Genomic DNA, 13978 nt, shown 5'->3' on the forward strand with positions numbered 1-13978 from the left:
ATATAAACGATAATTATTAAAATTAGAAGCTATTTCCCGCTCTCCGCTATATCTTTTATTGCTTAAAGAAAGCAACAAAAGGATACCGCTGCGATCGGGGCTAGGGCAATCGTTTTCAAATGAACTGAATGTTTTCCGGTTTATTGAAAATTTTCCGTTTTTTTGTCATTCCGAGGAACGAGAAATCTCCGCAAGTGATTCTACAAAGATTATCGATTCTCGGTGCGGAGATTTCTCGTTCCTCGGAATGACAAGTTTGTGTTTTGAACTTTGACAAAGTTCAAACTATCAATTCGTGCTAATTCGTGAAATTCGTGGCAAAAAAAACTTTACCCTTCCAAATTCTCCAGATCCTCTTTCTTAGCTTTCTTCTTTTCAAAAGTCAAAACCAAAGCGGGTAAAACCAATAAGTTGGCAAACATGGCAAAGGCTAATGTGCAGGAAATTAATGCACCAAGAGCAATGGTTCCGCTAAAACTGGAAAGCGTGAAAGTAGCGAATCCCAGAATTAATACAACCGAAGTGTAAAAAGTACTGATTCCGGTTTCTCTCAAAGCACTGAAAACGGATTTCTTTATCTTACCATTGTTTTGCAGGAAATCATGACGATATTTGGCCATGAACTGAATAGCATTGTCTACCGAAATTCCGAACGCAATACTAAACACCAAAATAGTCGATGGTTTCAATGGGATTCCTAAATACCCCATTAATCCGGACGTAATGCAAAGCGGTAAAATATTCGTAATTAACGATGCAAAAACCATTTTGAACGATCTGAATAAATACAGCATCAAAGCAGCAATAACCAAAATTGCAAAAATTAACGATTCAATTAAATTGTCAACCAAATAGGATGTTCCTTTCTGGAAAACCAATGCTTTTCCGGTTAGCGTAACTTCAAAACGATCTTTTGGAAAAATTTCATCAATTTTAGAATGCAGTTTTTTCTCTACTTTCGCCATTTCATCCGTACCAATATCTTTCATGAAAGTGGTGATTCGGGCGTATTGTCCGGTCGAATCAACATAAGCCTTCATTAAATTATCCTTGCTGTTTTTGGTAGCATTTTTGGCATAACCCAAAATAAAAGTCTGTTCCTGTGAAGTTGGTAATTGGTAATATTCCGGATTTCCGTTATAAAAAGCCTGTTTCGAATATTTTACCAGATTTACTATCGAAACCGGTTTTGATAATTCAGGCATCGAAGCAATCGTATTTTGAAGATCGTCCATTTTACGCATCGTCGACAATTTCATAACACCTTTCTTGCGTTTGGTGTCAATCATAATTTCGAGAGGCATCACACCATTAAATTCTTTTTCGTAAAATAAAATATCCTTAAAGAATGAAGCGCTTTTGGGCATCTCTCCAATCAAACTTCCGGAAACCTTCATTTGCGAAACTCCGATAACGCTAAAAATCAAAAGCAAACCATAAATGGCATAAATTACTTTTCGTTTGTTTTTTACAATATTCTCTACCCAATCCAACAAAGTCGAAATATAGGTTCTTGTCAAATGATATAAATGTTTTTCTTTTGGTAACGGCATAAAACTGTACATAATAGGCACAATTACCAAAGTCAGTAAGTAAACCGAAATTACATTGATGGATGTTACGAGGCCAAACTCAAAAAGCAAATCATTACCTGTAATCATAAAGGTGGCAAAACCAATTGCCGTAGTCAAATTTGTCATTAAAGTCGAAACCCCAATTTTCGAAATGATACGCTGCAAAGCTTTTGCCTGATTGCTGTGGAGTTTAATTTCCTGTTGGTATTTGTTAATCAGGAAAATACAATTCGTGATTCCGATTACGATAATCAGCGGAGGAATAATAGCCGTTAAAATGGTAATCTTATAATGAAATAATCCCAGCGTTCCGAATGACCACATTACTCCGAAAATTAAAATACAAATCGAAATAAAAGTTGCTCTGAACGAACGGAAAAAGAAAAAGAAAATCAAAGAAACAACACCTAAAGCTGCACCAATAAAAAGGCCGATCTCACCTTTCATATTGTTTGCATTGATCGTTCTGATGTAGGGCATTCCGGAAACCTTAAGGTCAATACCGGTCGTTTTTTCAAATTTATCAATTTTCGGAACTAAATTCTCCAGGATAAATGTCTTTCTTTCAGCTGTATTAACCAAATCTTTGTTGATGTAAACAGCAGAACGAACGCTTCCGCTTTCTTTATTAAACAGCAATCCTTCATAAAAAGGCAGGTTGGTGAATAAATCGTGTTGAATTCCTTTTAAATATGACGCATCGATTGTTTTTTCCTGATTAATAAATGGAGTAAGGACAAATTTTTCGTTAACGGTATCTTTTTCTAATTTTTTCAAATCATTCAGGGAAACCACCAGATCTATTTCCTTAGACTTTTTAAGGCTTGTCATCAATTCATTCCATGCAGCATAATTTTTTGGCGTAAAAAAGTTAGGGTCTTTAAAACCAATTACAACCAAATTGCCTTCTTCACCAAACTTATCCAGGAATTTTTGATACTCCTTATTTGCTATATGATCTTTTGGAAGCAGGTTGGCTTCGTTATAGGACATAGAAAGATTCTTCCATTGAAAAGCAAGGAGAATGGTTAAGATAACAAGAATAATTAATATTGTTATTCTGTTTTTAAGTATGATTCGGGCTATTTTTTCCCAAAACCCAACTTGTATGGTGTTTTTCATAAATTCTGTAAAAAGGTGCAAATGTAATGAAAAGTGCTATAAATCATAAACAAAGAGCTTTGTTTTTGCGATTTGTTAACATTAATTAACAGACTAATTTTTTAGTATATTTAGATGTTTTGTATAATTCTCCATTAGCTTTTCTCATATTTGTACTTAATTTAAAAAAGCGAAAAAGAATGAACTGGATTTTATTAGTTATTGCCGGACTTTTTGAGGTTGGTTTCGCGTCATGTTTGGGCAAAGCAAAAGAAACGTCAGGAATTGCATCTGCCTATTGGATGGCTGGTTTTTTTGTTTGTCTCTCGATTAGTATGATTTTGTTGTATAAAGCGGCTCAGGTTCTGCCAATTGGTACTGCTTATGCCGTTTGGACAGGAATTGGTGCCGTTGGAACTGTTTTGATAGGTATTTTTATTTTTAAAGAACCGGCAACTTTCTGGAGAATATTTTTTCTTTCGACTTTAATTGCTTCAATCATCGGGCTGAAGTTTGTGTCTAGTCATTAATGAGTTTAATTTATTAGAAATATGCAGGAAAATAACACTGTGATTTATATTTTTTCAGCAATTATTGTATTGTTGATTGCTGTCATTTGTTTTATGGTTTATCAATTAATGGAAGCAAAAAAATCGAAAGAGGATGCTGAAAAGAGTTTTTATGCACTCGAAATGAAAGTGAATGATCTGCAATTAGAAACGTTGGAGTCTAAACTAAATCCGCATCTTTTTAAGAATATTCTAAATTCAATTCAATCGCATGCTTATCAGACTTATTTTGCTTTAGACAAACTGGCCAATGTCCTGGATTATATTTTATACGAAAGCAAAAAGAAATTTGTTACGGCAAAAGAAGAAATTGACTTTGCACTGAATTTAATCGAAATCAATAAAATCAAAATCAGTCCGCTTTTTGAATTAAAGATAAAAACAAACATTAATGATGAAGATAAATTATATGATCAGCCTTTGCTGGCACCGCTAATTTCTATTGATTTAATTGAAAATGCTTTTAAACATGCCGATTTGCAAAGTGCCGATGCTTTTATTTCGGTAGTTTTTGAGTTCAGGGACAATGCTTTTTTTATGACGGTTTCTAATAAAATCTCCGATAAAAAAGTATTAAAAAAGGAGCGGAGCGGTTTAGGGCACGCTACTTTAGAACACCGTTTGCGGATTATTTATAAAAATAATTTCAAACTTGATAAATTCGTAGAAAACGATGTTTATATTGCTCATCTAAAAATTAATCTGCTTGAATACAAAACTGAAATGCTTGCTGCTGGACGATGAATTACCCGGATTAACGTATCTGAAAATGCTTTGTGAACAAATTCCTGAAGTAGAAATCATAAAAACGTTTAATAATCCCGGGAAACTCCTTGCCGAAATTTCGGATCTCGATTTTGATTTATTAATTTCAGATATCGAAATGCCCGGAATTGACGGTTTGCATCTGGCCGAAATGCTGCAGGACAAATTAATTATTTTTTGTACAGCCTATAAAGAATATGCTGCTGACGCTTTTAACATCGATGCGGTAGATTATATTACCAAACCGGTAAAATTAGAGCGTTTGCAAAAAGCGATCTCAAAAGCTTTTGAACGTTTTCATAAACCGGATATCGCAAAGAAATTCATTCAGTTGAATACAGATAAAGGGAAAACCCTATTGTATTTTAATCAGATTCAGTACATCAAAACTGCTGTTAGCGATAGCCGTGATAAAACAGTACTTCTTACTGACGGCACTTTCCTGAATTTGAAAAATGTCAAGTTTGATACACTTTTGAAAGAATTACCGGAAGCTGACTTTTGCCGCATAAATAAAAAAGAAATTGTTGCGGTAAAAGCAATTAAATTTTTTAATCATAACGAAATTGTTTTGCATCATTTAGAAAAAAATGAGAAAAATAGTACCTTAATTTTGAGTGAAACCTATCGTTCTGACTTTTTGAAAAAGGTTAAAGTTTAAAATATTTTTTATTTACAAGAATAAAAATAGTATGCGTCAGGCTAAGCGGAGTCGAAGCCTCTATTTGTGATATAAGCCTTCGACTCCGCTTAGGATGACAGAGTTTTTTCGGCAATAATCTAACTTATTACAAAGTTTTTCAGACTTGTTACATAGATTGAAAATTAGGTTTGAATTTACTTTTTCACTTAAAAATCAGTTTGGATATTTGCCGCAATAAATTTAAAAAACGGGTTATGAATAATTTTAAAAACTCCTTATTTTACATTACTGTTATTGGTGGTTTCACCGCTCTGATATATTGGGTAATTTCAAAAGGCGCTGTACTTGAAGTGGGGCGGGGTATTGTTCAGAAAAAAACAGAAGGTAATCATTGGAATGATTTTCTTCATTCAATGGTTGAAAACTTACAGCATCCATTAGCCATTTTATTAGCGCAGATTGTCACTATTATTTTGGTTGCGCGTTTGTTCGGGTGGTTTTTTAGAAAAATAGGACAGCCTTCCGTAATTGGCGAAATGATTGCCGGTATTGTATTAGGGCCGTCTTTGGTCGGAATGTATTTTCCGGAATTTTCAGCCGCTTTATTTCCAAAAGAATCTTTAGGGAACTTACAATTTTTGAGCCAGATAGGTTTAATACTTTTCATGTTCGTTATAGGGATGGAATTAGATTTGAAGGTGCTTAAGAATAAAGCACATGAATCTGTGGTAATCAGTCACGCCAGTATCGTGATTCCGTTTGCTTTAGGATTGACTCTGGCTTATTTCGTTTATGGTACTTTTGCGCCGGAAGGAGTTGCATTTTCTTCCTTCGGATTGTTTATGGGTATTGCGATGAGTATTACGGCTTTCCCGGTTTTGGCCAGAATCGTGCAGGAACGCGGTATGCAGAAAACAAAATTAGGAACTATTGCCATCACTTGTGCTGCTGCCGATGATATTACGGCCTGGTGTATTCTGGCGGTTGTAATTGCAATTGTAAAAGCGGGTTCGCTTGTGAGTTCATTATATGTTATTGGTCTGGCTATTTTGTATGTTATTATCATGCTAAAAATAGTTCGTCCATTCCTGAAACGTGTTGGAGATTTAAATTCTACTCGTGAAAGCCTGAACAAACCTGTTGTTGCAATTTTCTTTTTAACGCTTTTATTTTCTGCTTATGCTGCTGAGTTAATTGGAATTCATGCCTTATTCGGAGCATTCTTAGCCGGAGCAATTATGCCGGAAAACAATAAGTTCAGAAATATATTTATTGAAAAAGTCGAAGACGTTTCTATAATTGTCCTATTGCCATTATTTTTTGTATTCACAGGTTTACGTACTCAGATTGGTTTATTAAATGACCCGTATTTATGGAAAGTTACCGCAGTAATTATTGCGGTTGCTGTAACCGGGAAATTCTTTGGAAGTGCTTTGGCAGCTAAATTTGTTGGACAAAACTGGAAAGATAGTCTGGCAATTGGAGCTTTAATGAATACTCGTGGTTTAATGGAACTGGTAGTTTTAAATATTGGATATGATTTGGGTGTTTTGTCTACAGAGATTTTTACAATGATGGTAATAATGGCTTTGGTGACCACTTTTATGACAGGTCCGGCTTTAGATTTCATCGGTTTTATTTTTAAGGAAAAGATCACAGCTATTCCACAGGAAATTGGAAACAAAAGCAAATACAAGATTTTACTTTCGTTTGCAACTCCGGAAAGAGGTAAAAAGTTATTGAAAATTGCCAATAGCTTAGTCAGAAAACAACCGGATAACTCGATTGTTACAGCAATGCATTTGTCTTTAAGCACAGAAGTGCATTCATTTGATGTGAAAGACCATGAACGCAAAATGCTGGTGCCGGTTATTGAAGAATCGGAGCGTCTGAACCAAAATATGGTAAGTGTTTTTAAAGTCACAAATGATATTGATACCGATATTATTGATACCGCCAATCAGGGAGAATATGATTTGTTATTAGTTGGCTTAGGCCAGTCTATTTTTGAAGGAACTTTACTTGGAAAAATACTTGGTTTTACGACCAGAATAGTAAACCCTGACCGTTTGATAGATAAGTTTACGGGAAAAGAAGGTTTGTTCGAAAACTCGCCATTTGATGAAAGAACACGTCATATTATAGCGAAGAGTAAAATGCCTGTCGGAATTTTTATCGATAAGGATTTAGAAGAAGTCAATCAGGTTTTTATGCCGGTCTTTAGCAAAGAAGATGCTTTTTTAATTGATTATGCTAAGAAATTAATCAATAATAATGGTTCTCAAATTACTGTTTTAGATGCAAGCGGCGAAGTAAAAAGCACTCGTGATCTTCAGGAAACAATACGTTCTATTGAGCAGATTGCTCCAAATCATATCATGATTATGCACGAAAGAACAATTAAAAAAGAATTTTTAGAAAGTCAGAACTTAATGATTATTAGCCTTGACAGTTGGAAAAAGCTGATAGAATCTCAAAGTACCTGGCTGAATAATACGCCTTCTGTTTTGATTTTGAAACCGTAGAGAGTTTTAAATTCCAAAATTGAAATCCCTAATCCCAATCTTTAAAAATTGGGATTAGGGATTTTGTTTTTATACAATTGTTTTACCACGTTTTATTTGTCAGGAACAAGGAATCTTCGTTAGAAGCTCTACAAAGATTGGCGCTTTTGCTTGCGGAATTTCTAGTGTGATTTCTCTTTCGTCGAAACGACAAACTTTGCGCAAAAACCATAAAAAAACAAAAAATTCCAAACCCCAATCATAAAATTGGAATTTGGAATTTAAAATATTGGAATTTATTTGATTATCCAACCAAATTAATAATCTTCCCGGGAACAATAATCACTTTATTCGGTATTCTTCCGTCTAATTGTCTTAACGTTCTTTCATCCTTCATAATGATTTCTTCGATTTGTTCCTTGGTTAAATCCAAAGGCAATTCGATCGTGAAACGCATTTTTCCGTTGAAAGAAACCGGATATTCTTTGCTGCTTTCTACCAAATGATTCGCGTCAAAAACGGGGAAAGCAACTGTCGAAATGGAACCTTTATGTCCCAATTGCGACCATAATTCTTCAGCAATATGCGGTGCATAAGGCGAAACCAAAATAGCCAATGGTTCTAAAATCGCTCTTGAATGACAATTTTGAGAAGACAATTCATTCACACAAATCATAAACTGGGAAACCGAAGTATTGAAAGAGAAACTCTCAATATCGTCTGCTACTTTTTTGATGGTTTTGTGTAATGATTTTAAGTTGTCTTTTGTTGGTTCGTCGTTGTTTACGATTAAACCGTTATTCTCATCAAAATACAAACGCCATAATTTTTTCAGGAAACCAAAAACTCCCGAAATTCCAGCGGTATTCCAAGGTTTTGCCTGCTCTAACGGGCCCAAAAACATTTCGTACAAACGCAATGTATCAGCGCCGTATTCCGCACAAATATCATCTGGAGTTACTACATTGTATTTTGATTTTGACATTTTTTCGACTTCGCGGCCTACAATGTATTTTCCGTCTTCATAGCAAATGAATTCAGCATCTTTATATTCAGAATATAATGGATTATTACGGAATTTTTCAGTATCCAATTGGTTTGTTGATTCATCGATCACCTTCAAATCTACGTGTAAAGGCTGCAAAGAAGCCACAGCAATAGACAAGTTTGTTGTAGACTCAGAAAATCTAACAAATAACTTATTACAAAAATCATTTAAAATATCACTTTCAACTTTTTCTAAATCAAAATAAACACCATTACGTGTAAAATTAAATTTTTGATCACTTTTTAAATTAAATTTACTCGATACCTTTATTAGCTCTTTATAATATTCCGCAGAAACTAAAACCTTATTCCAAGTATCAACTGTTTCAATATATCCCGCTTCATTTTCTCCTCCTATAAAATCAAAACTCAAGAATCTATAAACAAAAGCACTAGTCCCCAAAATCATTCCCTGATTGATCAGTTTTTTGAATGGCTCTTCGGTTGGAGCAAAACCTTTGTCTTTTAAGAATTTATTCCAAAAACGAGAATACAATAAATGTCCGGTTGCGTGCTCGCTTCCGCCAATATATAAATCAACGCTTTCCCAATATTTCAACGCTTCTTTACTTGCAAATTCGGTTTCGTTGTGTGCATCCATATAACGCATCCAATACCAGGAACTTCCCGCCCAACCTGGCATGGTGTTCAATTCAAGAGGAAAAATTTCAAAATTATCAACTAAATCAGTATTAACAATTTCATTGTTTTTGGTATCCCAAGCCCAGATTGTTGCATTTCCTAACGGAGGCAAGCCATCTTCGGTTGGCAAATATTTCTCTACTTCAGGTAAAATAATCGGTAAATGTTCTGCAGCAATCATTTTTGGCAAACCATTTACATAATACACCGGGAAAGGTTCTCCCCAATAACGCTGGCGAGAGAAAACGGCATCACGCAAACGGTAATTTGTTTTTCCGGTTCCTTGGCCTATATTTTCTAACTCAGCAATTACTTTTTGAGTTGCCGTTTTATAATTTAATCCGTTTAGGAAATCAGAATTGGCGATTTCAACGTTGTCTTTTGAACCGTAAGCTGCTTCAGAAATGTCAACATTAGCAAAAATATTTTTGATTTCCGGCATTCCGTTTTGACCTTTAAAGAAATTCGCAAAAGCATAATCTCTTTCATCTCCGCAAGGAACCGCCATAACAGCACCTGTTCCGTAGCCAGCCAAAACGTAATCTCCAATCCAGACCGGAATTGGTTCTTTCGTAAAAGGATGTTCTGCATACGCTCCGGTAAATACGCCCGAAATGGTTTTTACATCGGCCATACGCTCACGCTCTGAACGTTTTGCTGTTTTTTCGATATAGGCTTCTACAGTTGCTTTTTGTTCCGGAGTTGTAATTTTAGCTACCAAATCATGTTCGGGAGCCAAAGTCATAAAAATTACTCCAAAAATGGTATCAGGTCTGGTTGTAAATACAGAAATTTCTAATTGCTCTTCGACTCCGCTCAGAGTGACATCAGAAGAAATAACTTTGAAAGAAACCATAGCTCCGACTGATTTTCCGATCCAGTTTCTTTGCGATTCTTTTATAGATTCGCTCCAGTCGATATCATTTAAACCTTGCAGCAAACGTTCTGCATAGGCAGAAATTCGCATGCTCCATTGGGTCATTTTTTTACGGATTACAGGATATCCTCCACGCTCGGAAACTCCGTTTACGATTTCGTCATTCGCCAAAACAGTTCCTAAACCGGGACACCAGTTTACTTCGGTTTCAGCCAAATAGGTTAATCTGTATTGCAAAAGGATTTTTTCCTGCTCATCTGCTGAAAATGCATTCCATTCGCCTGACGAAAAAGAAACAATATTATCATCACAAACAGCATTTACATTCGTATTTCCTTCTTTTTCGAAGATGGCAGCCAAAGTTGAAATATCTTCAGCTTTGTCTATATTTTTATTATACCAGGAATTAAATAACTGAATAAAAATCCACTGGGTATGTTTGTAATAATCCGGATTTGAGGTACGTACTTCACGGCTCCAATCGAAAGAAAAACCAATTTTATCCAATTGTTTACGGTAACCCGCAATTTGTTTTCCTTCTTTATCAACCCCACCGTCAATATTTACGCGTGTTGTATCTTCCGGACGCTGCCCGGTCTGGATTGCATATTGCTCTGCCGGTAATCCAAAACTGTCGTAACCCATTGGATGCAAAACATTGAATCCCTGATGTCTTTTGAAACGAGAATACACATCTGAAGCAATATAACCCAGCGGATGCCCAACGTGTAGTCCTGCTCCGGATGGATAAGGAAACATGTCTAGCACATAATGCTTCGGTTTTTCAGAATTGTTTGATGCAGCAAAAGTTTGGTTTTCAGCCCAATATTTTTGCCATTTTTCTTCGATTTCGTTTGGATTATACTTCATTTCTAAGGTTCAAAGGTTCAGAGTGACAAGGTTCAAAGGTTTTATCACTAAATTATTTAAGTCCGCAAATTTACATTTATTACACATTGTACCAAAGCTATTTCACTGACAAACAAATAAAATAACAAAATACTTATTTTTAATTACGTAAAAATACTTATTATTGCATTTGAAATACTTATTTGCATGGAACCAATTACAGAAAATAAGAAATACAACATTGAAGTCCGTCTTTGGATTGAGGAAGCTGAAGGACCATTTTTAGGAATTGGGAAAATCTGGCTGCTCCAAAACATCCAAAAAACCGGTTCCATTACTAATGCAGCCAAGGAAATGAAAATGGCGTATCGTCAGGCCTGGCAATTAGTCGAAGAAATGAATCAGCGTGCAGAAAGCCCATTGGTACAAAAACTTTTGGGCGGAAAAGGCGGCGGCGGTGCAAGACTAACAGAAGCCGGAGAAAAAGCGATAACCATTTTTTATGAGGTTGAAAAACGAATTAAGGATTTTGCTCTGAAAGAAACTCAAAATCTGAAATTCTAAAAATTTAAATCACACTATTCATTTTTAAACACCCTGAATTTCATTAAAAATTAAATACAATTCAACACTTGGTGCCAGGATGAAGGGAGTCGAAAAAAGCTTTGATCATCAACTAGATTAAAAAAAATTTAATAACCAAAACCAGTTTTAACAATTTTCAGTATTCATTTTAAAACATACTGAAAATCTAATTCGAATTTATGAAAATAAAAATCTATCTATTTCTGTTTTTTATAAGTTTTAAATGCTTTTCACAAATAGAAAATTCAAAAATAAACCGGGACAGTATTAAAAAGGAAGTTCTGAATGAAATTGTGATTACTGCCTCCCGTCGTTCAGAAAATTTAATGCGTTCTCCTATAAGTATCGAGCAATTAAAATCGGCGGAAGCCAAAAATATGGGATCATCAAGTATTTATGAAGCGCTTGAAAATGTAAAAGGTGTTCAGATTATTACGCCAAGTTTGGGTTTTAAGGTTATAAATACACGAGGTTTTGCCAATTCGACGAACGTTAGATTTGTACAATTAGTAGACGGAATCGATAATCAGGCTCCGCATTTGGGTGCTCCAATTGCCAATGCCTTAGGAGCGGACGATCTTGATATCGATAAAATAGAAATTATTCCGGGAACGGCTGCGGCTTTATATGGAATGAACGCCATAAATGGTCTGGCCAATATTCGGACTAAAAACCCTTTTGAATATCGAGGCATCAGCATTCAGCAATTGACGGGTGTAAATCATGTTGGAGACATCGATCGGTTTTCACCGAAAGTATATTCGCAGTTTAATTTGAGATTGGCAAAAGCATTCAGTGAAAAATTGGCACTTAAAATAAATGCTTCAACAACAGGAGGAACGGATTGGGTTGCCGATGACCGAACTGATCTGGCTCCAAACGTCAATGCTTCAACAAACTTGTATGGCTCAGATAATCCGGCTTATGACGAAGTTAACGGTTACGGAAACGAATCGGCAAACAGAAAAACACTGAATTTAAATGGCAAAAATTATGTCGTTGCAAGAACAGGTTATCGCGAAACTGATATTTCAGATTATAACATTGAAAATTACAAGGCTGATGTTGGTTTTTATTTCCGTCCAAAAAAAGGAAACGAATTGGCAATAACTTATAAAACAGCATTAATCAATACAATTTATCAGCGTTCGAATAGGTTTAGACTGGACAATTATACCTTAAATCAATTTGCTGTTGATTACCATACTCCAATTTTTCAGGTTAAGGGATATTTAACTTCCGAAAATACCGGGAACTCTTATAATATGCGTTCATTAGCCGAAAACATGGATCGTTCTTACAAATCAGATAATCAATGGTTTGCAGATTATACCACGGTTTATAAAAATGCAATAACTAACGGAGCGAGTGTAACTGATGCTCATAAAATAGCCAGAACCAAATCTGACCAAGGTCGTTTTGAGCCCGGAACTGAAGCTTATAAAAAAAAGAAAAATGAATTAGTAGACATTAATAATTGGGATATTGGTGCTGCTTTGCGTGTAAAATCGTCTTTGGTCCATGCAGAAGGTTTACTCAATTGGGATAAGACTTTTGCTGGTTTTTTCGAAAAAATTGACGCAAAATTATTAAGCGGTTTCGATTACAGAACCTATATTATTGTACCTGACGGAAATTATTTTATCAATCCCAAAAGTGCTTCCGGGAATTTGACTTATCAAAAAACAGGTGGTTTTACACAATTGACAAAAACTTTATTTAATGACAAACTAAGCATGGGCGCTATTTTAAGAGTTGATAAAGCCGATTATTTTGATGCTAAATTTACGCCTCAGTTTACGGCAGTTTATGCTCCAAAAGAAACAATTAGTTTTAGGGCATCCTACCAAAACGGCTATCGTTTCCCGAGTATTTTTGAAGGTTTCTCTAATGTAAATAGTGGCGGTGTAAAACGTGTTGGTGGTCTGCGAATTATGTCTGACGGTATTTTTGAAAATTCATATACAAAAGCATCGATAGATCAATTTCAGTCGCAGGTAAATAGTGACGTAAATACGCTGGGGCTGACTCAGGCGCAAGCGATTGAAAAGAATAAAAATACAATTCAGAAAAATCCATATACCTATTTAAAACCTGAATTTGTAAAATCATTTGAATTTGGTTTTAGAGGACTTGCACTAAATAAAACAATGTTTATAGATGCCGATTTCTATTACAACTCTTATAAAAATTTTATCGCCCAGGTCGAAGCAAGTATTCCAAACACTACGGATCCTGCACTTATTCCAACAGCTTTGTTTTCTAAAACAACCCAAAACAGATATCGTTTGTGGACCAATTCAAAAAGTAAAATTTATAATTATGGAGGAAGTTTAGGTTTGAAATATCGATTTGATCAAACTTTTACGGCTTTAACGAATGTAACGTATACCAAGCTTGACCGAACTGATGATAAGGATGGTCTTGAAGATGGTTTTAATACTCCTGAATTTAATGTAAACGGAAGCCTTATAGCAGAAAATATCTGGAAAAACCTTGGCGCAGGTATAAATGCTCGCTATCAAAACAATTTCGATTATGTATCTTTTTTAGTCAGCGGAAATGTTCCTTCTTATTGGTCAATGGATGCGCAGGTAAATTACAATTTCAAAAAAGGAATTACTGCGAAATTAGGAGGAACCAATATTATGAATAAACCTTATAATTCAATACTTGGCGGACCGTCAATTGGCGGATTATACTATTTGTCATTGGTATGGGAAGTTCGAAAGATCTAATTTTTGAGGTTCAAAGCTGCAAAGGTTCAAAGTAACAGAAGTTTTTAATGGTGATTATTGTAACATCTAATTGTACATTTATTG

General features: G+C 35.1%; 8 protein-coding genes. 6 read left to right on the forward strand and 2 right to left on the reverse strand.

The features are described 5' to 3' along the window. Positions 1-329: 329 nt before the first annotated feature. Positions 330-2696: an efflux RND transporter permease subunit gene (locus tag ACEN92_RS16400; protein ID WP_495639415.1), complete on the reverse strand. Its 2367-nt coding sequence runs from the start codon at positions 2694-2696 to the stop codon at positions 330-332. Between the two features lie 179 nt (positions 2697-2875). On the opposite strand from ACEN92_RS16400, the gene ACEN92_RS16405 reads away from it, so the two are divergent. From ACEN92_RS16405 to ACEN92_RS16420, 4 genes are all read left to right on the forward strand, one after another. Then, entirely contained in the window at positions 2876-3205 is a 330-nt protein-coding gene (locus tag ACEN92_RS16405) for a DMT family transporter (protein WP_495639416.1), read from the forward strand. Between the two features lie 21 nt (positions 3206-3226). Continuing rightward, on the forward strand, positions 3227-3988 hold the full coding sequence (locus ACEN92_RS16410; RefSeq protein ID WP_495639417.1) for a sensor histidine kinase: 762 nt from the start codon (positions 3227-3229) through the stop codon (positions 3986-3988). Next, a complete protein-coding gene (locus tag ACEN92_RS16415; RefSeq protein WP_495639418.1) occupies positions 3951-4670 on the forward strand; it encodes a LytR/AlgR family response regulator transcription factor in 720 nt (239 codons plus the stop codon). The genes ACEN92_RS16410 and ACEN92_RS16415 overlap by 38 nt, the downstream gene beginning before the upstream one ends. Positions 4671-4906: 236 nt before the next feature. After that, positions 4907-7177: a cation:proton antiporter gene (locus tag ACEN92_RS16420; protein WP_495639419.1), complete on the forward strand. Its 2271-nt coding sequence runs from the start codon at positions 4907-4909 to the stop codon at positions 7175-7177. 283 nt (positions 7178-7460) lie between these two features. Here ACEN92_RS16420 and ACEN92_RS16425 read toward each other — a convergent pair whose 3' ends face one another. Beyond that, positions 7461-10592: a leucine--tRNA ligase gene (locus ACEN92_RS16425; protein WP_495639420.1), complete on the reverse strand. Its 3132-nt coding sequence runs from the start codon at positions 10590-10592 to the stop codon at positions 7461-7463. Between the two features lie 186 nt (positions 10593-10778). Between ACEN92_RS16425 and ACEN92_RS16430 the strand changes: the two genes are divergently transcribed. Then, entirely contained in the window at positions 10779-11135 is a 357-nt protein-coding gene (locus ACEN92_RS16430) for a winged helix-turn-helix domain-containing protein (RefSeq protein ID WP_495639421.1), read from the forward strand. Positions 11136-11335: 200 nt separating this feature from the next. Then, positions 11336-13894: a TonB-dependent receptor gene (locus tag ACEN92_RS16435; protein ID WP_495639422.1), complete on the forward strand. Its 2559-nt coding sequence runs from the start codon at positions 11336-11338 to the stop codon at positions 13892-13894. Positions 13895-13978: the final 84 nt, after the last annotated feature.

It is taken from the genome of Flavobacterium sp. Flavsp81, assembly GCF_059491325.1.

Coding starts and splice junctions, on each gene's coding strand:
- ACEN92_RS16425 (WP_495639420.1), bottom strand. CDS start 10,592: ATGAAGTATAATCCAAACGAAATCGAAGAAAAATGGCAAAAATATTGG.
- ACEN92_RS16410 (WP_495639417.1), top strand. CDS start 3,227: ATGCAGGAAAATAACACTGTGATTTATATTTTTTCAGCAATTATTGTA.
- ACEN92_RS16405 (WP_495639416.1), top strand. CDS start 2,876: ATGAACTGGATTTTATTAGTTATTGCCGGACTTTTTGAGGTTGGTTTC.
- ACEN92_RS16430 (WP_495639421.1), top strand. CDS start 10,779: ATGGAACCAATTACAGAAAATAAGAAATACAACATTGAAGTCCGTCTT.
- ACEN92_RS16435 (WP_495639422.1), top strand. CDS start 11,336: ATGAAAATAAAAATCTATCTATTTCTGTTTTTTATAAGTTTTAAATGC.
- ACEN92_RS16400 (WP_495639415.1), bottom strand. CDS start 2,696: ATGAAAAACACCATACAAGTTGGGTTTTGGGAAAAAATAGCCCGAATC.
- ACEN92_RS16420 (WP_495639419.1), top strand. CDS start 4,907: ATGAATAATTTTAAAAACTCCTTATTTTACATTACTGTTATTGGTGGT.